This is a genomic window from Pantoea sp. Ap-967 (assembly GCF_011752565.1).
In the GTDB taxonomy this organism is placed as follows: Bacteria; Pseudomonadota; Gammaproteobacteria; order Pseudomonadales; family Pseudomonadaceae; genus Aquipseudomonas.
Genome location: NZ_VWXK01000009.1, coordinates 156,868 through 177,419, shown reverse-complemented (window position 1 = coordinate 177,419; position 20,552 = coordinate 156,868). Strand labels below are relative to the sequence as shown.

The following is a 20,552-nucleotide window of genomic DNA, read 5'->3' as shown; positions in this document are numbered from 1 at the left end:
CATGCGATTTTCCTCACTCACACAACGCATCGCCGGTGACGGCGCCGCCGCCTGGGACATTCACTACCGTGCCCTGACCATGCTGGAGCAGGGCCAGGACGTGCTGCTGTTATCGGTTGGCGACCCGGACTTCGACACCCCGGCGCCGATCGTTCAGGCCGCCGTGGCCAGCCTGCAGGCCGGCAATACCCATTACGCCGACGTGCGCGGCAAACGCAGCCTGCGTGAAGCCATCGCCCGTAGGCACCAGCGGCGCAGCGGCCAGGCCGTGACCGCTGACCAGGTGACCGTCCTGGCTGGGGCCCAGTGCGCGCTGTTCAGCGTGGCCCAGTGCGTGCTGCAGGCGGGCGATGAAGTGATCGTCGCCGAGCCGATGTACGTTACCTACGAGGCCGTGTTCGGCGCCTGTGGCGCTACAGTGATTCCGGTGCCGGTGCGCCCGGAGCACGGTTTTCGTGTGCAGGCCCAGGAGGTGGCCGCACGCATCACCCCGCGCACCCGCGCACTGGCGCTGAACAGCCCGCACAACCCCTCCGGCGCCAGCCTGCCGCGCAGTACCTGGGAGGCCTTGGCCGAGCTGTGCGTTGCCCATGACCTGTGGCTGATCAGCGACGAGGTGTACAGCGAGCTGCTGTTCGACGGCGAGCACATCAGCCCGGCCAGCCTGCCCGGCATGGCCGAGCGCACGGCAACGCTCAACAGCCTTTCCAAGTCCCACGCCATGACCGGCTGGCGGGTTGGCTGGGTGGTGGGGCCACCGGCACTGGCCGGGCACCTTGAAAACCTGGCGTTGTGCATGCTTTACGGTTGCCCTGATTTTATTCAGGACGCTGCGGTGGTGGCGCTGGAGCAGCCATTGGCCGAGCTCGATGGCATGCGCGAGGCCTACCGTGAACGCCGCGACCTGGTGTGCGCCAGCCTTGCGAACTGCCCAGGGCTAAGGCCGTTGCGGCCTGATGGTGGGATGTTCGTGATGGTCGATATTCGCGAAACCGGGCTTAGCGCGCAGGCGTTTGCCGACCGGCTGTTGGACCTGCATGGGGTGTCGGTGTTGGCGGGGGAGGCCTTTGGGCCGAGCGCTGCTGGGCATATCCGCCTGGGGTTGGTGTTGGGGGCTGAGGCGCTGGGTGAGGCGTGTCGGCGGATTGCGCTGTGTGCCAAGGCGCTGATGGGGGCCGCGTGAGGCGTGGCGAGTTCTGTTGGAGCGGGCTTGACCCGCGAAGCAAGCACCGCGGTGCGTGGCATCGGCTTCGCCGGTGTTCGCGGGGCAAGCCCGCTCCTACAAAGGATTGCGGCGCGTTTGCGGGCATTGTTCCTTGGGCGTATCGAACGCCACGAATAACTGATCCGCCGTGATCGTACCCAGGTCCAGGCGCATGTTCTGCTCCAGCATCGCGAACAGCCGGGTGAACACCTCGTACACCTTGCAATGGTCTTCCAGCCCCGCGAACGGGTTGTCGATCTTCTCGGCGATCAGCGAACTTTCCTGCACCGCGTCATACACCTCGCGCAAGGTAATCTGCTGCGGCGGGCGGGCCAGGGTCACGCCGCCCTGGGCGCCGCGGTACGACATCAGAATATTGGCCTTGACCATCTGCGACACCATCGAGCGCACCCGGGTAGGGTGCACCTTGACCCATTTGGCGATGGTTTCGGTGCGCAGCTTCTGCGGCGCATTGGCAGCCACGAAGGAAAGGATGTACGAAGCGGTGATCAGCCGGGTCGACTGGCTCATGGGGCAATGCTCCCTGCGAAAGCGTAGATAGTACACGGTTGCCAAAGCACGTTAGCGGGCGCTGGAAATCAGCTTGTCCACGCGCTAATGTATTTGTTACGGTAACAATTACAAATAATACACAGCTTCTACGCAATCCGCTTTGACCGAACAACAATTCCTTGCGGTTCAACAGGGGCAACTGCCATGAGCGATAACAACAAGAACAATCCGCACGCCTTTCCCGCAGGCAGCCTGCCGCGCCGAGATTTCCTCAGGTTCAGCGCTGGCGCGGCGGCCATCGCCGGGGCCTTCGCCTTCGGCCTGCCGCTGCGCAGCCACGCCGACGAGGCCACGCCCAAGCCCGGCGGCACCCTGCGCCTGGGCCTGGCAGGGGGGAGCACCAGTGACTCGAAAGACCCAGGTTCCTGGGTCGACACCTTCACCTTCATCGGCTTCTCGGCGGTGTACAACACCCTCACCGAAATTGCCGTGGACGGCACCGCCATCCCTGAACTGGCCGAGCACTGGGAATCCAGCCCGGAGGCGAAAACCTGGACGTTCAAGCTGCGCCCGGGCGTAACGTTCCACAATGGCAAGCCGCTGGTTGCAGAGGACGTGGTTGCCTCGATCCAGCATCACCTGGGCGAGAAGTCCACCTCCGCGGCCAAGACCGTGCTGGGCGATGTCGCCAAGGTATACGCCAGCGCGCCGGACACCGTGGTGTTCGAACTGCACTCGGGCAATGCCGACTTCGCCTACGTGGTGGCCGACTACCACCTGGTAATCATGCCCGCCAAGGATGGCCTGGCCGACTGGCAGGCCGGGGTGGGCACAGGTGGTTACCGCATCAAGGGTTTCGAGCCGGGCGTGCGCATGGACCTTGAGCGCAGCCCGGACTACTGGAAACCGGGCAGGGCGCACTTTGCCAGCGCCGAGCTGATCGCCATTGCCGATGGCGCGGCGCGGGTCAACGCCCTGGTCACCGACAAGGTCGATGTGATCAACAAGGTCGACCTCAAGACCGTGGCCCTGCTCAAGCGCAACCCGAAACTGGTGATCGAGGAAACCAAGGGCGCCCAGCACTACACCTTCCCGATGGCCTGCAACAGCCCGCAGTTCGCCGACAACAACGTGCGCCTGGCGCTCAAGCACGCGGTCGACCGCCAGGCCCTGCTGGCCTCGGTGCTGTACGGCTATGGCCAGGTTGGCAATGACCACCCGCTGCAACCGGGCAACCGCTTCATCAACCCGGCCCTGGAGCAGCGTCTCTACGACCCGGACAAGTCCCGTTTCTACTTGCGCCAGGCCGGCATGGACAGCCTCAAGGTACGCCTGCAGGCCTCCGACGCAGCCTACAGCGGCGCCGTGGACGCTGCCGTGTTGTTCAAGGAGCAGGCCCGCCAGGCCGGCATCGACATCGACGTGGTGCGCGAGCCCGCCGATGGCTTTTTCACCAACGTGTGGATGAAACAGCCGTTCACCACCTCGTTCTGGTACTCAAGCCTCACCGCCGACCGCATGTTCAGTATCGGTTACGCCAAGGGCGCGGCATGGAATGAAACCCACTGGGACAACCCGCGTTTCAACCAGTTGCTCAACGCCGCCCGCGGCGAGATGAACGAGCCGCTGCGCCGCGAGATGTACAACGAGATGCAGGCCCTGTGCCGCGACGACGGCGGGGCGATCGTGCCGCTGTTCGCCAGCTCCGTTGCCGCCCGCTCCAGCCGCGTGGCCCACGGCCCGCAGACCGCCCCCTACGGCGAGCTGGACGGCCTGCGGGTGATCGAGCGCTGGTGGCAAGCCTGAGCCGTCGGCGCTTGCAGGGTTGAACGCTCCCTTTTCATTCGAGGACATCTACGGTGAACATGCTTGGCAAACTGCTTGTGCAGCGCCTGGCCCTGGGCCTGTTGTCGCTGTTTGCGGTCTCGGTGGTGATTTTCCTGGCAGTGGGCATGCTGCCAGGGGACATCGCCCAGGCCATGCTCGGCCAGTCGGCCACCCCGGAAACCGTCGCGGCCCTGCGCACCCAGCTGGGGCTGGACCTGTCGCCGTTGCAACGCTTCGTGCAGTGGGCCTGGCGCCTGCTGCACGGTGACCTTGGGGTGTCGCTGGCCAACCAGCGGCCGATTGCCGAACTGGTGGGCGCGCGGTTGGGCAATACCTTCAGCCTGGCCCTGCTGGCGGCGCTGTTCTCGGTGCCGCTGGCGTTGCTGCTGGGCATGCTCGCGGCGTTGTACCGCAACAGCTGGTTCGACCGCCTGCTCAACACCGGCGCGCTGAGCGCGGTATCGTTCCCCGAGTTCTTCGTGGCCTACCTGCTGATTCTGGTGTTCGCCGTGAAGCTGGCCTGGCTGCCAGGCATTTCCAGCCTGCCCACCGACGCCTCGCTGGCTGACGTACTGGAGGTTTCGGTGCTGCCGGTAGCCACCCTGAGCCTGGTGGTGATCGCGCAGATGATGCGCATGACCCGTGCCGCGCTGATTAACCTGTTGGCCAGCCCCTACATCGAAATGGCCAGGCTCAAGGGCGTGTCACCTGCGCGGATCATCTTCAAGCACGCCTTGCCCAATGCCCTGGCGCCAATCGTCAACGTGGTGGCGCTGAACCTGGCCTACCTGGTGGTGGGCGTGGTGGTGGTGGAAGTGGTGTTCGTCTACCCGGGGCTGGGCCAGCTGCTGGTGGACTCGGTGGCCAAGCGCGACATTCCGGTGGTGCAGGCCTGCAGCCTGATTTTCGCCGGCACCTACATCCTGCTCAATACCGGCGCCGACGTGCTGTCGATCGCCAGCAACCCACGCCTGATGCATCCAAAGGGGTAGACCATGAAGCTGATCGCACCGCTGCTGCGCGCGCCCCTGAGCGCGAAGTTCGGCCTGCTGGTGATCGTTGCCTACATCGGCGTGGCGCTGTTCGCACCGCTGCTGGCGCCGTATGGCGAAACCCAGGTGGTGGGCGAGGGCTTCGCACCCTGGAGCCCGCAGTTCCTGCTGGGCACCGACAACCTCGGGCGCGACACCTTCAGCCGCCTGTTGTACGGCGCCCGCAACACCCTTGGCATCGCCTTCCTGACCACTAGCCTTGCGTTCCTGCTGGGCGGCCTGTGCGGCCTGGTTGCCGCGCTCAAGGGCGGCTGGGTCGACCAGGGCCTGTCACGGCTGGTGGACATCCTGATGGCCATTCCGCAGCTGATCTTCGCCTTGCTGATCCTCAGCGTGGTCGGCACCACGGCCACCTCGCTGGTGCTGGTGATCGCGCTGCTCGATGCCACCCGGGTATTCCGCCTGTCACGCGCCGTGGCGATGACCGTGGTGGTGCAGGACTACGTGGAGGCCGCGCGGTTGCGCGGGGAGGGGCTGTGGTGGCTGGTCACCCGCGAGGTGTTGCCCAATGCCGCAGCGCCGCTGATTGCCGAGTTCGGCCTGCGCTTTTGCTTCGTCTTCCTGTTCATCAGCGCCCTGTCGTTCCTTGGCCTGGGCATCCAGCCGCCCACCGCCGACTGGGGCAGCATGGTGCGCGATAACGCGGTGCTGATCACCTTCGGTGACATCAGCCCGTTGCTGCCGGCCCTGGCCGTGGCGTTGATCACGGTGAGCGTGAACTTCGTCGTCGATTGGGTGCTGCACCTGTCCAGTGGTCTGAAGGAGTGCTGAACATGAACGCCGATACCCTGCTGCAAATCCGCGGCCTGCACATCGAAGGCCATCATGACGGTGCCTGGCACCCGCTGATCAAGGGCATCGACCTGACCCTTCGGCGCGGCGAGGTGCTGGGCCTGATCGGTGAGTCCGGTGCTGGCAAGTCGACCCTGGGCCTGGCTGCCATGGGCTACGTGCGCGACGGCTGCCGGATCACCGGCGGCAGCGTGTGTTTCGATGGCTTGCAGTTGCTTGATTGCAGCGCCGAGGCCCTGCGCAAACTGCGCGGGCTGCGCATCGCCTATGTGGCGCAGAGTGCCGCCGCCTCGTTCAACCCGGCGCACCGGCTGATCGACCAACATGTGGAAACCGCGGTGATCAACGGCGGCCAGGACCGTGCCACGGCCGAGGCCGAGGCGGTGGCGCTGTACCGCCTGCTGCGCCTACCCGACCCTGAGCATATCGGCCAGCGTTACCCGCACCAGCTTTCCGGCGGGCAGTTGCAGCGGGTGATGACCGCCATGGCCATGGCCTGCCACCCGGACCTGATCATTTTCGACGAGCCGACCACGGCGCTGGATGTCACCACCCAGATCGAGGTGCTGGCGGCGATCCGCGATGCGGTGAAAACCTTCGGCAGCGCCGCGCTGTACATCAGCCATGACCTGGCGGTGGTGGCGCAGATGGCCGACCGTATCATGGTGCTGCGCCACGGCAGCCTGGTGGAAGAGGCGCAGACCCGCCACATGCTCAGTGCACCGCAGCAGGCCTACACCCAGTCGCTGTGGGCCGTGCGCAATTTCCACACCTCGGCCAAGGCCTGCCCGGTGGCGCAAAAGCCGTTGCTGGAGGTGCGCAACGCCAACGCCAGCTACGGTCAGCAGCCGGTACTGCACGACGTTTCGCTGAAGTTGTACCGCGGCCAGACACTGGCGGTAATCGGTGAGTCGGGCAGCGGCAAGAGCACCACGGCGCGCCTGATCAGTGGCCTGCTGCCGGCCACCAGCGGCGCGTTGCTGTACGACGGTGAAGCCCTGCCTGGCGATTACCGCCGGCGCAGTAAGGAACAGCTGCGGCGCATCCAGATGATCTACCAGATCCCCGACACGGCGCTCAATCCCAGGCAACGCATCGTCGACATCATCGGCCGGCCGCTGGCTTTTTACCTGGGCCTCAAAGGCAAGGCCTTGCGCGAGCGGGTCGCCGAGCTGTTGCGGATGATCGATCTGGACCCGGCCACCTACATGGACCGCTTGCCCCGCGAACTGTCGGGCGGGCAGAAGCAGCGAATCTGCATCGCCCGTGCGTTGGCTGCCGAGCCGCAACTGATCATTTGCGACGAGGTGACCTCGGCCCTGGACCAGCTGGTGGCCGAGGGCGTGCTGAAGCTGCTCGACCGGATCCAGCGCGAGCTGGGCGTGGCCTACCTGTTCATCACCCACGACGTGGCCACCGTGCGTGCAATCGCCGACCAGGTGCTGGTGATGCAGCGCGGGCGAGTGGTTGACCACGGCAGCCGCGAGGCGATTTTCCAGCCGCCGCACCGCGACTACACCGGGTTGTTGTTTTCCTGCGAGCCGGAAATGGACCCGGACTGGCTCGACCGCCTGTTGGCCGAGCGCAAGGCCACGTCCCCTTTGCCCACTGTTTGAGGATCAACCATGAATGTCCTGATCGTTCACGCCCACCCCGAGCCACGTTCCTTCACCGCCGCCCTGCGCGACCAGGCGGCAGCGACCTTCCGTGCCCAGGGCCACCAGGTGCAGGTGAGCGACCTGTACGCCATGGGCTGGAACCCGGTGGCCAGCGCCGATGACTTCAGCCACCGGGAAAACCCGGAATACCTGGTGTATGCGCTGGAGCAGCGCTTGGGGGTGAAGGGGGGCTCCATTGCGGCGGATATCCAGCAGGAGTTGGACAAGCTGCTGTGGGCGGACCTGCTGGTGCTGAACTTCCCGATCTTCTGGTTCTCGGCCCCGGCGATGCTCAAGGGCTGGATCGACCGGGTGCTGGTGTCCGGGGTGTGCTACGGCGGCAAGCGTTTCTACGACCAGGGCGGCCTGGCTGGCAAGCGGGCGCTGGTGACGGTAACCATTGGCGGGCGCGAGCACATGTTTGGCGAAGGGGCGATCCATGGGCCGCTGGAGGATATGCTGCGGCCAATTTTGCGTGGGACCTTGGCCTATGTCGGTTTCGAAGTATTGGAGCCGTTCGTGGCCTGGCATGTGCCGTATATCAGCGATGAGGCACGCCAGGGTTTTCTGCGCAGTTATCAGCAACGCCTGGAGCAGTTGCCGGATGATGCGCCGATGCAGTTTCCGCGGTTGGAGCAGTTTGATGAGGGGTTGTATCCGTTAACGAACGTTCAGAGCCGTTGTACGGAGCCAGGCTACTAGTGCAGATGTACGAGGTGGCACAATGCCTTGTTTGCTGCACCCCTTGCAGTTAAGGCCTTTCAGGCAAACGACCGAACTGAACGTGTGCGGGCCCTGGCCCATGCCGATTGACCCTGCGCACCCAGGCCACTAAATTCCATGGTTTTCCTACTGGGTGCACTGCACCGAAGCTATCAGGACCCTGGCAAAGGACTGGCCGACCATGGTTTTTCGCGCAAGGCGTTTGATGCCGGCGGCACTGCTCTGCTGCACCTTTACGGTTCAGGCAAGTGATGTGCCGACTGGCGATTTCTGGATCATTCACCACCAGGGCAGCCTAGGTACGAACCAGGCATTCATCGCCGATGGTGATGCCAACAATATCTATGCGCGCCCGGGTGGGGCGAAATCGCTGGGCGTCTATCAGTTCAACGAAGCGCCCGGCACACCCACCTTTACGGCTTACGACGTTGAAATCGATTGCGCGAAGAACCGCGCGCGGATCATGGGTGCGCAGGATTATCGAAGCGTGTTCAACGAACTGCGCCCGGCAAAGTTTTCCAGCCAGTGGCAGACCAAACCCGAGGCTTGGCTGGTGCAAAGCCGAGACTTCGTGTGTCGCCCAACCGAGCGCCAGGCCAAGAAAATGCAGCACCTGGGTGCAATGCCCGCCTCACAAATGGCCAAGGCAGGGCCGGAGCTGTTCCGGGCCCTGAATCGTGAGGCGCTCAAGGCGACCATCATGCAGCAGATCGATGAAGCCTTTGCGCAGATGCCTGCGAAATAATTCAACGTCGAAAGGGAAGGGGTGATGAACCGATTGCTCATGCTGGCGTTGGCAGCCGCCACGCTCAGCGGCTGTTCCTCGCTTGAGGCCACCAGTGCCTGGAAAGGTCGCCCAGTGGGCGAGTTGATCGACTACTTCGGTGTTCCCAGGCAGATCATGGTGGCGCCGGACCAGGACCTGGTCGTGCTCAGGTACATACGCGAAAGCGATTACATTTCGCGCGAAGCCGCTGGCACGTACACAGGGCCGCAAGGTGGCCAGCTCGTCCATGCAGAGTATTGGGAGGATGTTCGGCATTCGGGCAGTTGCGAAATCAATGTGTTCATCAACCGGGCGCGGTTAGTTGAGAAAGTTCGCGCCAATGGGCGCTGCGCCCCCATCGAAATGGCTCCGAAGGGGGCGTGAGCAGGCTTTACGCCGACCCGGTAGGAGCGAGCGTAGCTCGCGATGGGGCGCGCAGCGGCACAGGATGCGCGGGTTGCCTTGCGGCCCATCGCGAGCTGCGCTCGCTCCTACCAGGCACACCGCCAACGGGTGAAAACAGTCGGCTTCAAGCCGTTCAGATCAGTAGGTAATCGCAGTGCGCCACAAGGGGCGGGTGGTCACCCTCGATCAGGTGCACATGGCGCCCGGCGACCTGGTCGATGGCCAGGCAATCGTCGACCTCCAGCAAGGCATCGGTGTGGGGCTTGAGCCAGCCAGCCTGCATGCGTTGCTTGCCCATCTTCTTCGCCTCGGCTTTGTCCCGGGCGACCACCAGCAGGTAGTGGTGCGCTTCGCCGAACACCTGCGGCTCGTAGCCACCCAGGTTGATGAAGAACAGGCGTGGCGCGCCAGTGGGGGCAGGCCCTTGGCGCAACTCCACGCGATAGCCATCAACCCCGGCAACTTCCATCCACGCATCGATGTGCAACCCTTTGGCACTGCCGAACCAGGCGCTGCGCAGTTGCGGGTAGGCTTGCTCCAGGGAGTCTGCGTGGGCGAACAGCACATCGTGCACTTCGATTTTTGCGCTTGGGTGGCGGCCGCCGAGCATGACGATGTAGAGCATGGGAGTCCTTGTGCGGGTAATCGGTGGTGCAGTGTAACGCCATAGGGCAGGTATCGGCCCCTCAAACCAACCTGAACACATGCTTCAGGTAGGCCACGAAGTTCTCATCCCGGCACTGCGTTTTCCCCGGGCTGTCGGAGATCTTCGCCACCGGCGCGCCATTGCACTCGGTCATCTTGATCACGATGTTCATCGGTTCCACCCCGGGAATGTCGCACGTCAGGCGCGTACCGATGCCAAAGCTCACATTGATTCGCGCGTGCAGCGCCCGGTACAGCATCAGTGCCTTTTCGAAGTCCAACCCGTCGGAAAAGATCAGTGTCTTGCCCTTGGGGTCGATGCCCAGCCGCTCGTAGTGGGCGATGGCCTTTTCCGCCCAGGCCAGTGGGTCCCCGGAATCGTGGCGCAGGCCATCGAACAGCTTGGCGAAGTACAGGTCGAAATCGCCCAGGAACGCATCCATGGTGATGCAGTCGGTCAGCGCAATGCCCAGCAACCCACGGTACTCGCGCACCCAGCATTCAAGCGCCGCCGCCTGGCTGTCGACCAGGCGCGGGCCGAGTTGCTGGTGGGCCATGAACCACTCGTGGGCCATGGTGCCAATGGGCTTGAGGTCGTATTCACGGGCCAGGTGCACGTTGCTGGTACCCACGAAACGCCCCGGAAAGTCACGCTTGAGGATATGCACCACTTCTTCCTGCACCCGGTAGGAAAAGCGCCGGCGCGTGCCGAAATCGGCGAGCTGCAAGCCGGCCAGTTCCTCGGCGCTGGCTTGGGCCTTGAGCCAGTCCAGTTTCTGGTACAGGCGCTCGCCTACTTGCTCGATGACCACGTCACGGTACCGGTAGCGGTTGCGAACCTCACTGATGATGGCCAGCAGCGGAATCTCGTAGAGGATCACATGCAGCCATGGGCCGCGTACGCGGATCGCCAGTTGCCCGGTGGCGTCCAGGCCGATTTGCACGTAGCGCAGGTTGAAGCGGAACAGGCTGAGAAAACGGATGAAGTCCGGCTTGATGAAGGGGATTTTCTCCAGGTACGCCAGCTGGTCGTGGGTCACGCTCACCTCGGCCAGTTGCTCGACCTGGTAGCGGATTTCTGCAAGGTAGGGCGACAGGTCTTCACCGTTGCGGCAGCGAAACTCCCATTCCACCTCGGCATTGGGGTAGTTGTGCAGCACCGCCTGCATCATGGTGATCTTGTAGAAGTCGGTGTCCAGCAGGTTCTGGATGATCCGTGGGCCGAATACGCTGTCGCTCATGGGCGGCCTTCCTTTATCAGGGCCAACTGGTGGTCGAGCGCGGCCTCGTCGCCGCAGAGGACCACGCCCTCGGCGGCCAGCAGGCCGCAGGCCGCGATGGCGCCTGCCTGGGTGAGGGCGCGGCAGGCGGGCAGGTACAAAAGCACCGGGAAGCCGGCGCGGCGCAATTGCAGGGCCGTGGTTTTCACGCAGTAGTCCAGGGCCAGGCCGCCGACGATCACGGCGCCAACCTGCTGCACCTTGAGAAATTCGATGACGCCGGTGGAGCGGCGCTCGGCCAGGTCGTGGTAGCAGGCGCCGTAGGGGTGAAGGTCGGGCTCGACGCCTTTCCACACGAAGTAGTCGTAGTCGATTGGCGCGGGCAGGCCGGGCAGCAATTGGAAACCCGGCGTACCCGGAACGCAGTGGCTGACCCAGGTCAGGTCGGCGTTGGCCAAGGCCAGTGGCTGCAGCATCTGCGCGTGCTCGGCAACCACCCAGGCGGCATTGGCCGGGTGTGCGTCCTTGCTGCCCAGGCGCAGGTCGGCGCGCTGGGCCATGGCGTTGAGGTCTGGGGCGATCTCGTCGCCCTCGGGTACCGGCAGCTCCTGAGGGGCGTTGCGGGTGAAGCCGTTCTGCGCGTCGACATCGAAGCTGGCGATTTTCATGGCAGGTCTCCTCGCTGGAATGGCTATATAATTCATCTGGTGTATTAAGTGTGTCAAGTGAAAGCCATTAAAAGCTTTTCTCTTGCCTTACTTAGATGCGCTGGTGGATTATGGCGGCAGTGAAGAAGGAGCCTCCTGGTGAGTACAGCCGAAGTCTTGGCCAGTGTCGATATCGTTGCCCTGCGCCTGGCCCCCGATGCCCAGCATCTGCAAGTGTTGTTGCACCGACGTGAGCGCGAGCCCCATGCCGGCCAGTGGGCCTTGCCTGGCGTGATCGTCAATGGCCGCACCCCGGACACCAGCCTGGAAGCCGCCGCTGAGCGCGCGTTGCGCGAGAAGGCCCAGGTGCTGCCGCGCCACCTGGAGCAGGTGGGCACTGAAGGCAATGCGTTTCGCGACCCCCGCGGCTGGTCGTTGAGCACCTGCTACCTGGCCTTGCTCGATCCGCAGCAGCAGGTTGAAGGCGAGCAGTTGGCGTTTTTCGAGTTGGACAGCGTGGTTGAGCGCAAGGTGCTGCTGCCGTTCGACCATAACCTGCTGGTGGAGCGCGCCCGCGAGCGGCTGGCGGCCAAGACGGTGTACAGCAGCTTGCCGCTGTGCCTGCTGGCGCCGAAATTCACGGTGCTCGATGCGCTGGGCGCGGTGCAGGCGTGCCTGGGGCAAGCGGTCAACGGCACCTCACTGCGCAAGCGCCTGGAGCGCCTGCGTGAGTTGGGGTGGGTGCGGGACACCGGGGAGAAGAACCAGCCCAGGCTGGGCCGGCCACAGCAGTTGTATCAGTACACGCCGCAGGGGGGGCGGGTGTTCATGTTTGACCGCAGTTTGTTGCCGGAGGGCAGTTGAACGCTGGCTTGGCAGGGCCTTCATGGGAGCTAAAAGCAGGCGCGATTCCTTGTAGGAGCGGCGGTGCGGCGACCCGACTTGACCCGCGAAGCCAGCACCGCGGTGCATGGCACCGGCTGCGCCGGTGTTCGCGGGGCAAGCCCGCTCCTACAGGCAATGTTCCTTGCGCGACGGTCAATGCGCGCAGCGGCTGGCATCCCCTTGTTCGGCCGGGGCCTTGCGCGCGGCGGCGAGGAGGGTCGCCAGCACGATCAGCGCCGCACCGGCGGCCATGCGCAGGCTGGGTTGGTCACCGAACAACCACCATGCGCCGATGATCGCGTACACCGGCTCCAGGGCGATGATCATGCCCGCGGTGCGCGCTTCCAGGCCTTCCAGGCTCTTGACGAACAGGAACTGCGACAGCCCGGTGCAGAACACCCCCAGCAGCGCCAGGTTGACCCAGTCGCTACCGCCCAGGCTGGTGTTGCCCAGGTGGGTGAAGGCAAACGGTGCCACCAGTGCAGCCACCACCACGTTCTGCCAGAAGGCCACCTGCATGGCGTTCATGTTCGAGGCATTGCGGCGGTTGGCCACGGTCAGCAGGGCGAATGCCAGGCCCGAACCCAGGCCCCAGAGCAGGCCGACGGTGCCCTTGTCGAGCAGGTCGAAGGTCGGCACCACCAGCACCAGGCCGGCGGTGACCATCAGCAGCAGCAGGCCCTGCACGGCGCCGATGCGCTGGCCGAACACGCCGCGTTCGATCATCGCGATAAAGGCCGGGAAGCTGGCGAAGCCCAGGGTTGCTACCGCCACGCCGCCTACTTTGACGGCAATGAAGAAGGTCACCCAGTGGGTCGCCAGCAATGCACCGGTCAGGCCCAGCACGGGCAGGTTGCGCAGGGTCAGCGCGTCGAGCAGGCGGGTGCCCTTGAGCCCGGCGACGAAGCCCAGGGCGATGAAGGCGAAGGTGGCGCGGCCGAAGGTGATGATGCTGGCATCGGCCTCGATCAGGTGGCCGAGGATACCGGTAAGCCCAAACAGCACGGCGGCGATATGGGCAACGAACAGGGCATTACGGTGGCCGGTGGCAGCACCGGCTACGGGGATTGAAGTCGCGATCATGGCAGTCAAGTCTTCACAATGTGGCGCGCGCAAACACTCCCGATCGGCGCGACGCGGGTCTTTAATGCTGGGAGTTTTATCGTTATGAGCCCGGACGAACTGCCCGGTGCAAAAAGGCGCCACAGCGTTGGAATTGTGAAGCGAGGCTGTTTTACTCGCGGATACCACGTCCACCAGCCCACGGCGCGGGGCTGGTCGATGTGTGTATTATTTTTGTAGACACGGTTTGGAAGGCGATTGCGGGCGACATGTGCTTGTCTGATCGCGACATTGCTTATTGCCTTGTAGCGCCTTCTTATTCCTCGCCGTAGTTCATGATCGACAGCAAGCGGATGGGCACCTGCACCAGCTGCTCAGGGCCGTGGGGGGTGTCGCCGTCGAAGGTCAGGCTGTCGCCGGAATGCATGTGGTAGAGCTGGTTGCCGTGGCGGTACACCAGTTCACCCTCCAGCAAATGAAGGAACTCGGTGCCGGGGTGGGCGAAGGTCGGGAACTCCTCGCTGGCATCGTCCATGCTCACCATGTACGCCTCGAAATGCTTCTTCGGCCCCCTGGCGTGATTGAGCAAATGGTAGGTGTGGCCCTTCTCGGTGCCCCGGCGCACCACCTCCAGCCCTTCGCCGGCCTTGACCAGCAGCGCGTTGCCATCGGGTTGGTCGTATTGGCTGAACAGCTTGGCCATGGGCATGCCCAGCACGTCGCACAGGCGGCTGAGGGTGTCGAGGCTGGTGGACACCTGGGCATTTTCGATCTTGCTCAGCATGCCTTGGCTGATGCCGGCGATGCGCGCCACGTCGGCGAGCTTGAGGGACTGGGCTTGGCGCTGGCGCTTGATCTGCAGGCCCAGGTACTGCTCCAGGCGAAGGCGCGGTTCGGTTTCCGGTGGCATCGAGTGTCCTGCACGGTTTCAGTTCAAGAATAAAGTTTTCGCACTGTGAAAGTGCGAGGGGCGGCTGCGTTGGCCGTCGTTTTCTTCGGGTGAAAACAAGTTTCCCATAAATACAGCTGAAAAACCTGCCTGAGTTTTGCGTTGCCTGCACCGGCCTCTTCGCGGGGCAAGCCCGCTCCTACAAAGGGATGCGCGTCTGTTGTAGGAGCGGGCTTGCCCCGCGAAGGGGCCGCACCAGCTAACACAAGCAACAGAGTTGGCAAGCGCATTGCATTCCTGTGAGGAAAGTAAGTTTCCCTTGCGGAATCAAAGCCCGTCACCCAGGAGTGATCAACCCATGTTGCCAGCAGAAACCCAGCGCACCCTCGACCAGCACGGTATCAAGTATGTGCTGGCACAGTTCGTCGATATCCACGGTTCGGCGAAGACCAAGTCGGTGCCGGTATCGGGCCTGAAGATGGTGGCAGAGGAGGGCGCCGGTTTTGCCGGGTTCGCCATCTGCGGCATGGGCATGGAACCCCATGGTCCGGACTTCATGGCCCGCGGCGATCTGTCCACGCTGATTCCGGTGCCGTGGCAGCCAGGCTATGGCCGGGTGGTGTGTGTCGGCCATGTCAACGGCCAACCCTGGCCTTACGACAGCCGCTATGTGCTGCAACAGCAGGTGCAGCGCCTGGCCGACAAGGGCTGGACCCTGAACACCGGCCTTGAACCCGAGTTCAGCCTGTTCCGCCGCGATGAAGAGGGCAAGCTGCAGCTGGTGGACGCCTCCGACAACCTCGACAAGCCCTGCTACGACTACAAGGGCCTGTCGCGCTCGCGGCTGTTCCTCGAACGCCTCACCGAGGCCCTGCAGCCGGTCGGCTTCGACATCTACCAGATCGACCACGAAGACGCCAATGGCCAGTTCGAGATCAACTACACCTACAGCGACGCCATGGAATCGGCCGACCGCTTCACCTTCTTCCGCATGGCGGCAGGGGAGATCGCCAACGACCTGGGCATGATCTGCTCGTTCATGCCCAAGCCCGACCCCAAGCGCGCCGGCAACGGCATGCACTTCCACCTGTCGCTGGCAAGCTCGACCAACAAGAACCTGTTCCACGACCCTGCCGACAGCAGCGGCATGGGCCTGTCCAAGCTGGCCTACTACTTTGCCGCCGGCCTCCTGGCCCATGGCCCGGCCCTGTGCGCCTTCGCCGCGCCCACGGTCAACTCGTACAAGCGCCTTGTCGTGGGCCGCTCGCTGTCCGGCGCCACCTGGGCCCCGGCCTTCGTCGCCTACGGCGCCAACAACCGCTCGGCGATGGTGCGTATTCCCTACGGGCGCCTGGAGTTCCGCCTGCCCGATGCCGGCTGCAACCCGTACCTGGTCACCGCCGCGATCATCGCTGCCGGCCTCGACGGCATCGACCGCCAGCTGGAACCGGGCCAGATGTGCAACGAAAACCTCTACAACCTGAGCCTGGAGGAGATCGCCGCGCGCGGCATCAAGACCCTCCCGCAGTCGCTAAAGGAAGCCGCCGACGCCCTGGACGCCGACCCGCTGTTTCGCGAGGTGCTGGGCGCCGAGATCGTCGATGAGTTCATCAAGCTCAAGCGCATGGAGTGGGTGGAGTATTGCCGCCATGTCTCCGACTGGGAAATCCAGCGCTACACCGAATTCTTCTGACCGCCCCCAATCCCCTGGGCGGCCAACCCGAAAGCGGTCGTCCACTGCCTAGTAAGGAGCATCACCATGTGTGGAATCGTAGGTTTGTACCTGAAAAAGCCAGCGCTGGAAGCCCAGCTCGGCAAGCTCTTTGAACCCATGCTGCAAGCCATGACCGACCGTGGCCCGGACAGCGCAGGCTTTGCCATCTATGGCGACGAGGTGGCCGATGGCTGGGTCAAGCTGACCCTGCAGGTGGCGGACATCCATTACCCTTGGGCGGCGCTGATGGGCCAGTTGGAAGGGCGCCTGGGTTGCTCGCTCGACTGGTTCCAGAATGCCAGTGCCGCGGTGCTCAAGGTGCACACCGATGAAGCCAGCGCCCGCGCCGCGTTGGCCGAGCTGGCCCCCGAGGTGCGCATCATGAGTGCCGGGCAGAGCATCGAAATCCTCAAGGGCATGGGCCTGCCGGCAGAAATCTCCAGCCGCTTCGGCCTGGCCGGCATGAAGGGCAGCCACATCATCGGCCACACCCGCATGGCCACCGAAAGCGCGGTGACCCTGGAAGGCAGCCACCCGTTTTCCACCGGCGCCGACCTGTGCCTGGTGCACAACGGCTCGCTCTCCAACCACTTCCGCCTGCGCCAGGCACTCAAGCGCGAAGGCATCGCCTTCGAAACCGACAACGACACCGAGGTGGCCGCCGGCTACCTGACGTGGCGCCTGCAGCAGGGCGACACCCTGGCCCAGGCCCTGGACGGCGCACTGGAAGACCTGGACGGCTTCTTCACCTTCGCCATCGGCACCCGCAACGGCTTTGCCGTGATCCGCGACCCGATCGCCTGCAAGCCAGCGGTGCTGGCCGAAACCGACGACTACGTGGCCATGGCATCGGAGTACCAGGCCCTGGCCAGCCTGCCGGGCATCGAGAACGCCAAGGTCTGGGAACCGGCGCCCGCCACTTTGTACGTTTGGGAACGCGAAAGCGCCTGACCCCCACCGAACCACTGGAGACATTCATGAAGACGATCGACCTTTCCAGCGCCTCGGTGCGCGTGCTCAACCAGACCCTGCACGGCGAGGTGCAGGACCGCGAATGGCGGGTGACCCACCCCGATGGCAAGCACAACCTGGCCGTGGGCATCAACGCTGCGGTGTCGGTGGATATCGAGGGCCACGCGGGCTACTACTGCGCCGGCATGAACCAGCAGGCCAGCGTCACCGTGCACGGCAACGTCGGCGTGGGCGTGGCCGAGAACATGATGTCCGGCTTGGTGCGGGTCAAGGGCAGCGCCTCCCAGGCCGCCGGTGCCACCGCCCATGGCGGGCTGCTGGTCATCGAGGGCGACGCCGGCGCGCGCTGTGGCATTTCGATGAAGGGCGTGGACATCGTGGTCGGTGGCAGCATCGGCCACATGAGCTGCTTCATGGGCCAGGCCGGGCGCCTGGTGGTGTGTGGCGATGCCGGCGATGCCCTGGGCGATTCGCTGTACGAGGTGCGCATCTACGTCAAGGGCTCGGTGCAGTCGCTGGGTTCGGACTGCATCGAAAAAGAGATGCGCGCCGAGCACCTGCAAGAGTTGCAGGAACTGCTGAACCAGGCGGGCCTTGCGCACAAGGCCGCCGATTTCAAACGCTACGGCTCGGCCCGCCAGCTGTACAACTTCAAAGTCGACAACGCCAGCGCGTACTGATCCAGGAGCATTCCCATGAGCGAACAATTCCCCCCGGTACTGCGTGAATCGGCCACCTTCGATCGGCTGACCATCCAGGAAATCCAGCGTGCCGCGGAAACCGGCATCTACGACATCCGCGGCGGCGGCACCAAGCGCCGCGTACCACACTTCGACGACCTGCTGCTGCTGGGCGCCAGCGTGTCGCGCTACCCGCTGGAAGGCTACCGCGAGAAGTGCGGCACCGACGTGGTGCTGGGCAACCGTTTTGCCAAGAAGCCGATCCACCTGAAAATCCCGGTGACCATCGCCGGCATGAGCTTCGGCGCGCTGTCGGCCAACGCCAAGGAAGCCCTGGGCCGTGGCGCAACCATCGCCGGCACCAGCACCACCACCGGCGACGGCGGCATGACCCCCGAGGAGCGCGGCCAGTCGCAGCACCTGGTGTACCAGTACCTGCCATCGCGCTACGGCATGAACCCCGACGACCTGCGCAAGGCCGACGCCATCGAGATCGTGCTGGGCCAGGGCGCCAAGCCGGGCGGCGGTGGCATGCTGCTGGGCATGAAGGTGACCGAGCGCGTGGCCGGCATGCGCACCTTGCCCATCGGCGTTGACCAGCGCAGCGCCTGCCGCCACCCGGACTGGACCGGCCCGGATGATTTGGCGATCAAGATTGCCGAGATTCGCGAGATCACCGACTGGGAAAAACCCATCTACGTGAAGATCGGCGCCAGCCGGCCGTACTACGACGTCAAGCTGGCGGTGAAGGCCGGTGCCGACGTGGTGGTGCTTGACGGCATGCAGGGCGGCACCGCCGCTACCCAGGAAGTGTTCATCGAGCACGTGGGCATCCCGATTCTACCCGCCATCCCGCAGGCCGTGCAGGCGCTGCAGGAGATGGGCATGCACCGCAAGGTGCAGCTGATCGTTTCCGGTGGTATCCGCAACGGTGCCGACGTGGCCAAGGCCATGGCCCTGGGCGCCGATGCGGTGGCCATCGGTACGGCAGCGCTGATCGCCCTGGGTGACAACCACCCACGGTTGGACAGCGAGCTGAAGAAGATCGGCTCGGCCGCCGGTTTCTACGATGACTGGCAGAACGGCCGTGACCCGGCCGGCATCACCACCCAGGATCCGGAGCTGGCCAAGCGCCTGAACCCAGAGGAGGCCGGTCGGCGGTTGGCCAATTACCTGCGGGTGCTGGTGCTGGAGGCGCAGACCATGGCCCGCGCCTGCGGCAAGTCGCACTTGCACAACCTTGATCCCGAGGACCTGGTGGCGTTGACCGTGGAAGCCGCCGCCATGGCGCGGGTGCCATTGGCCGGCACTGCCTGGGTGCCGGGGCAGGCGCAGTACTGATCCATCGTGGTAGGGGGCCGCTTTGCGGCCCATTCGCGGCACAAGGCCGCTCCTACAACCGCCTGTAGGAGCGGCCTTGTGCCGCGAATGGGCTGCAAAGCAGCCCCGGATACACCCCCATTCGCACAGGAGTGACCCCATGAAACGTGCCCTAGCTGTTGCGCTGTTGGCGTCGACGCCATTGGCCCACGCCGCCGACTCCACCCTGGACACCGGCAACACCGCGTGGATGATCTGCGCCGCAATGTTCGTGCTGATGATGTGCATTCCGGGCCTGGCGCTGTTCTATGGCGGCATGGTGCGGGCGAAGAACTTCCTTTCGGTGTTCACCCAGCTGTTCGCCGTGGCCGGGGTGATCGGCATTCTCTGGGTGCTGTTCGGCTACAGCCTGGTGGTCGACACCAGCGGTATGGTCGAGGGGCAGTCGACCGTCAACAGCTTCATTGGCGGGCTGGACAAGGCGCTGATGCTGGATATTGGCCATGACAGCCTGGTGGGTACCATCCCGGAAGGGGTATTTGCCGTCTTCCAGCTCACCTTCGCCATCATCACCCCTGCACTGATCGCCGGGGGCTTTGCCGAGCGCATGAAGTTCAGTGCCTCGCTGCTGTTCATGGCCGCCTGGTTCGTGCTGGTGTACGCACCGATTGCCCACATGGTCTGGGGCGGGCCGGGTGCGCTGATGGTCAACTGGGGCGTGCTGGATTTTGCCGGCGGCACCGCGGTGCATATCAACTCCGGCGTGGCGGCGCTGGCGGCGGCGTTGATGCTGGGCAAACGCAAAGGCTACCCGCAGGTGGCCATGCCGCCGCATAACCTGGGCTTTACCCTGGTGGGCGCGGGGCTGCTGTGGGTTGGCTGGTTCGGTTTCAACGTAGGCTCGGGCCTTGCCGCCAACCAAGGGGCAGGGGTGGTGATGCTGGCAACCATGGTTGCGGCCTGCGCCGGCATCGTGGGCTGGCTGCTGACCGAGAAGGTCGTGCATGGCCGGCCAACGGCGTTGGGCGCCGCATCGGGTGCCTTGGCCGGGCTGGTCGGCATCACGCCGGCCTGCGCCTTCGTCGGGCCGCTGGGGGCGGTGGCGATCGGTTTGTTGACCGGCGCCATCTGCTTTTTCGCCGTGACCCGCCTGAAGCAGGCGCTGGGTTATGACGACAGCCTGGACGTGTTCGGCCTGCATGGGGTGGGTGGGATGGTTGGGGCGGTGCTGACCGGGGTATTTGCCGCGCCATCGTTGGGTGGCTATGTGGAAGGAGTTTCGCCGCTGGGGCAGGCGCTGGTGCAGCTCAAGGGGGTGGCCTTTACCTTCGCCTATTGCTTCGTGGTGAGCTGGGCGATTCTCGGGGCGGTGAAGCTGACGGTGGGGCTGCGCGCCAGTCGGGAAGAGGAAGAGCAGGGGCTGGACCTGGCCGAGCACAACGAGCGGGCCTATAACCTCTGAGCTGGCATGTGGGCAATTGGGCGCCGCTGGCGCGGCGCATCGCGAGCGTTGCTCGCTCCTACCGGGTGGTGCAAAACGCAAATCCTTGCCTATTCCTGTAGGAGCGAGCAAAGCTC

Annotated in this window: 20 protein-coding genes; 14 read left to right on the top strand and 6 right to left on the bottom strand. The window is 64.6% G+C overall.

Features of this window, described 5'->3' with window-relative positions; translation table 11 throughout:
• The first annotated feature begins 1 nt into the window (after position 1).
• The gene (locus F3J45_RS12270; protein ID WP_167062425.1) at positions 2 to 1,183 is read left to right on the top strand and encodes a pyridoxal phosphate-dependent aminotransferase; all 1,182 of its coding nucleotides are present in this window, start codon (positions 2 to 4) and stop codon (positions 1,181 to 1,183) included.
• 96 nt (positions 1,184 to 1,279) lie between these two features.
• Here F3J45_RS12270 and F3J45_RS12265 read toward each other — a convergent pair whose 3' ends face one another.
• Positions 1,280 to 1,735 (bottom strand): Rrf2 family transcriptional regulator, encoded by a 456-nt coding sequence (locus F3J45_RS12265; RefSeq protein WP_167062422.1) that lies wholly within the window; start codon positions 1,733 to 1,735, stop codon positions 1,280 to 1,282.
• Between the two features lie 186 nt (positions 1,736 to 1,921).
• Here F3J45_RS12265 and F3J45_RS12260 point away from each other — a divergent pair, with 186 nt between their 5' ends.
• The 7 genes from F3J45_RS12260 to F3J45_RS12230 all read left to right on the top strand — a co-directional run bounded on the left by F3J45_RS12260 (position 1,922) and on the right by F3J45_RS12230 (position 8,919).
• Positions 1,922 to 3,523: an ABC transporter substrate-binding protein gene (locus tag F3J45_RS12260; RefSeq protein WP_167062419.1), complete on the top strand. Its 1,602-nt coding sequence runs from the start codon at positions 1,922 to 1,924 to the stop codon at positions 3,521 to 3,523.
• A gap of 59 nt (positions 3,524 to 3,582) precedes the next feature.
• On the top strand, positions 3,583 to 4,536 hold the full coding sequence (locus F3J45_RS12255) for an ABC transporter permease (RefSeq protein WP_205300487.1): 954 nt from the start codon (positions 3,583 to 3,585) through the stop codon (positions 4,534 to 4,536).
• Between the two features lie 3 nt (positions 4,537 to 4,539).
• The gene (locus tag F3J45_RS12250) at positions 4,540 to 5,367 is read left to right on the top strand and encodes an ABC transporter permease (RefSeq protein ID WP_167062414.1); all 828 of its coding nucleotides are present in this window, start codon (positions 4,540 to 4,542) and stop codon (positions 5,365 to 5,367) included.
• 2 nt (positions 5,368 to 5,369) lie between these two features.
• Positions 5,370 to 7,004 (top strand): ABC transporter ATP-binding protein, encoded by a 1,635-nt coding sequence (locus tag F3J45_RS12245; protein ID WP_167062411.1) that lies wholly within the window; start codon positions 5,370 to 5,372, stop codon positions 7,002 to 7,004.
• Positions 7,005 to 7,013: 9 nt separating this feature from the next.
• Positions 7,014 to 7,748, top strand: coding sequence for an NAD(P)H-dependent oxidoreductase (locus F3J45_RS12240; RefSeq protein WP_167062408.1), 735 nt, complete (start codon positions 7,014 to 7,016; stop codon positions 7,746 to 7,748).
• A 202-nt stretch (positions 7,749 to 7,950) separates the two neighbouring features.
• On the top strand, positions 7,951 to 8,514 hold the full coding sequence (locus tag F3J45_RS12235) for a hypothetical protein (protein WP_167062405.1): 564 nt from the start codon (positions 7,951 to 7,953) through the stop codon (positions 8,512 to 8,514).
• A 24-nt stretch (positions 8,515 to 8,538) separates the two neighbouring features.
• A complete protein-coding gene (locus F3J45_RS12230) occupies positions 8,539 to 8,919 on the top strand; it encodes a hypothetical protein (RefSeq protein WP_167062402.1) in 381 nt (126 codons plus the stop codon).
• Between the two features lie 154 nt (positions 8,920 to 9,073).
• On the opposite strand, the gene F3J45_RS12225 is transcribed toward F3J45_RS12230, so the two are convergent.
• The 3 genes from F3J45_RS12225 to F3J45_RS12215 all read right to left on the bottom strand — a co-directional run bounded on the left by F3J45_RS12225 (position 9,074) and on the right by F3J45_RS12215 (position 11,473).
• Complete coding sequence (locus F3J45_RS12225) at positions 9,074 to 9,565, bottom strand: DUF1543 domain-containing protein (RefSeq protein ID WP_167062399.1); 492 nt, start codon at positions 9,563 to 9,565, stop codon at positions 9,074 to 9,076.
• 61 nt (positions 9,566 to 9,626) lie between these two features.
• On the bottom strand, positions 9,627 to 10,826 hold the full coding sequence (gene pncB, locus F3J45_RS12220) for a nicotinate phosphoribosyltransferase (protein ID WP_167062395.1): 1,200 nt from the start codon (positions 10,824 to 10,826) through the stop codon (positions 9,627 to 9,629).
• The gene (locus F3J45_RS12215; RefSeq protein WP_167062392.1) at positions 10,823 to 11,473 is read right to left on the bottom strand and encodes a nicotinamidase; all 651 of its coding nucleotides are present in this window, start codon (positions 11,471 to 11,473) and stop codon (positions 10,823 to 10,825) included. The genes pncB and F3J45_RS12215 overlap by 4 nt, the downstream gene beginning before the upstream one ends.
• 138 nt (positions 11,474 to 11,611) lie before the next feature.
• Between F3J45_RS12215 and F3J45_RS12210 the strand changes: the two genes are divergently transcribed.
• Positions 11,612 to 12,316: an NUDIX domain-containing protein gene (locus F3J45_RS12210; protein ID WP_167062389.1), complete on the top strand. Its 705-nt coding sequence runs from the start codon at positions 11,612 to 11,614 to the stop codon at positions 12,314 to 12,316.
• Between the two features lie 174 nt (positions 12,317 to 12,490).
• Here F3J45_RS12210 and F3J45_RS12205 read toward each other — a convergent pair whose 3' ends face one another.
• Positions 12,491 to 13,420, bottom strand: a complete 930-nt coding sequence (locus tag F3J45_RS12205) for a DMT family transporter (RefSeq protein WP_167062386.1) — start codon at positions 13,418 to 13,420, stop codon at positions 12,491 to 12,493.
• A gap of 295 nt (positions 13,421 to 13,715) precedes the next feature.
• On the bottom strand, positions 13,716 to 14,309 hold the full coding sequence (locus F3J45_RS12200) for a helix-turn-helix domain-containing protein (protein ID WP_167062383.1): 594 nt from the start codon (positions 14,307 to 14,309) through the stop codon (positions 13,716 to 13,718).
• A gap of 337 nt (positions 14,310 to 14,646) precedes the next feature.
• On the opposite strand from F3J45_RS12200, the gene glnT reads away from it, so the two are divergent.
• From glnT to F3J45_RS12175, 5 genes are all read left to right on the top strand, one after another.
• Positions 14,647 to 15,981 (top strand): type III glutamate--ammonia ligase, encoded by a 1,335-nt coding sequence (glnT, locus tag F3J45_RS12195; protein WP_167062380.1) that lies wholly within the window; start codon positions 14,647 to 14,649, stop codon positions 15,979 to 15,981.
• Positions 15,982 to 16,047: 66 nt separating this feature from the next.
• Positions 16,048 to 16,953: a glutamine amidotransferase family protein gene (locus F3J45_RS12190; protein WP_167062377.1), complete on the top strand. Its 906-nt coding sequence runs from the start codon at positions 16,048 to 16,050 to the stop codon at positions 16,951 to 16,953.
• Positions 16,954 to 16,979: 26 nt separating this feature from the next.
• The gene (locus F3J45_RS12185) at positions 16,980 to 17,654 is read left to right on the top strand and encodes a protein glxC (protein WP_167062374.1); all 675 of its coding nucleotides are present in this window, start codon (positions 16,980 to 16,982) and stop codon (positions 17,652 to 17,654) included.
• 15 nt (positions 17,655 to 17,669) lie between these two features.
• Positions 17,670 to 18,995 (top strand): FMN-binding glutamate synthase family protein, encoded by a 1,326-nt coding sequence (locus tag F3J45_RS12180; protein WP_167062371.1) that lies wholly within the window; start codon positions 17,670 to 17,672, stop codon positions 18,993 to 18,995.
• A 139-nt stretch (positions 18,996 to 19,134) separates the two neighbouring features.
• Positions 19,135 to 20,436 carry an ammonium transporter gene (locus F3J45_RS12175; RefSeq protein ID WP_167062368.1) on the top strand — a complete coding sequence of 434 codons (1,302 nt, stop codon included), beginning with the start codon at positions 19,135 to 19,137 and terminating at the stop codon, positions 20,434 to 20,436.
• The last annotated feature ends 116 nt before the right edge of the window (positions 20,437 to 20,552 follow it).

What these genes read in the sequence shown, in the direction of transcription:
- F3J45_RS12270 (WP_167062425.1), top strand. Translation starts at nt 2, where the DNA reads ATGCGATTTTCCTCACTCACACAACGCATCGCCGGTGACGGCGCCGCC.
- F3J45_RS12265 (WP_167062422.1), bottom strand. Translation starts at nt 1,735, where the DNA reads ATGAGCCAGTCGACCCGGCTGATCACCGCTTCGTACATCCTTTCCTTC.
- F3J45_RS12260 (WP_167062419.1), top strand. Translation starts at nt 1,922, where the DNA reads ATGAGCGATAACAACAAGAACAATCCGCACGCCTTTCCCGCAGGCAGC.
- F3J45_RS12255 (WP_205300487.1), top strand. Translation starts at nt 3,583, where the DNA reads ATGCTTGGCAAACTGCTTGTGCAGCGCCTGGCCCTGGGCCTGTTGTCG.
- F3J45_RS12250 (WP_167062414.1), top strand. Translation starts at nt 4,540, where the DNA reads ATGAAGCTGATCGCACCGCTGCTGCGCGCGCCCCTGAGCGCGAAGTTC.
- F3J45_RS12245 (WP_167062411.1), top strand. Translation starts at nt 5,370, where the DNA reads ATGAACGCCGATACCCTGCTGCAAATCCGCGGCCTGCACATCGAAGGC.
- F3J45_RS12240 (WP_167062408.1), top strand. Translation starts at nt 7,014, where the DNA reads ATGAATGTCCTGATCGTTCACGCCCACCCCGAGCCACGTTCCTTCACC.
- F3J45_RS12235 (WP_167062405.1), top strand. Translation starts at nt 7,951, where the DNA reads ATGGTTTTTCGCGCAAGGCGTTTGATGCCGGCGGCACTGCTCTGCTGC.
- F3J45_RS12230 (WP_167062402.1), top strand. Translation starts at nt 8,539, where the DNA reads ATGAACCGATTGCTCATGCTGGCGTTGGCAGCCGCCACGCTCAGCGGC.
- F3J45_RS12225 (WP_167062399.1), bottom strand. Translation starts at nt 9,565, where the DNA reads ATGCTCTACATCGTCATGCTCGGCGGCCGCCACCCAAGCGCAAAAATC.
- pncB (WP_167062395.1), bottom strand. Translation starts at nt 10,826, where the DNA reads ATGAGCGACAGCGTATTCGGCCCACGGATCATCCAGAACCTGCTGGAC.
- F3J45_RS12215 (WP_167062392.1), bottom strand. Translation starts at nt 11,473, where the DNA reads ATGAAAATCGCCAGCTTCGATGTCGACGCGCAGAACGGCTTCACCCGC.
- F3J45_RS12205 (WP_167062386.1), bottom strand. Translation starts at nt 13,420, where the DNA reads ATGATCGCGACTTCAATCCCCGTAGCCGGTGCTGCCACCGGCCACCGT.
- F3J45_RS12200 (WP_167062383.1), bottom strand. Translation starts at nt 14,309, where the DNA reads ATGCCACCGGAAACCGAACCGCGCCTTCGCCTGGAGCAGTACCTGGGC.
- glnT (WP_167062380.1), top strand. Translation starts at nt 14,647, where the DNA reads ATGTTGCCAGCAGAAACCCAGCGCACCCTCGACCAGCACGGTATCAAG.
- F3J45_RS12190 (WP_167062377.1), top strand. Translation starts at nt 16,048, where the DNA reads ATGTGTGGAATCGTAGGTTTGTACCTGAAAAAGCCAGCGCTGGAAGCC.
- F3J45_RS12185 (WP_167062374.1), top strand. Translation starts at nt 16,980, where the DNA reads ATGAAGACGATCGACCTTTCCAGCGCCTCGGTGCGCGTGCTCAACCAG.
- F3J45_RS12180 (WP_167062371.1), top strand. Translation starts at nt 17,670, where the DNA reads ATGAGCGAACAATTCCCCCCGGTACTGCGTGAATCGGCCACCTTCGAT.
- F3J45_RS12175 (WP_167062368.1), top strand. Translation starts at nt 19,135, where the DNA reads ATGAAACGTGCCCTAGCTGTTGCGCTGTTGGCGTCGACGCCATTGGCC.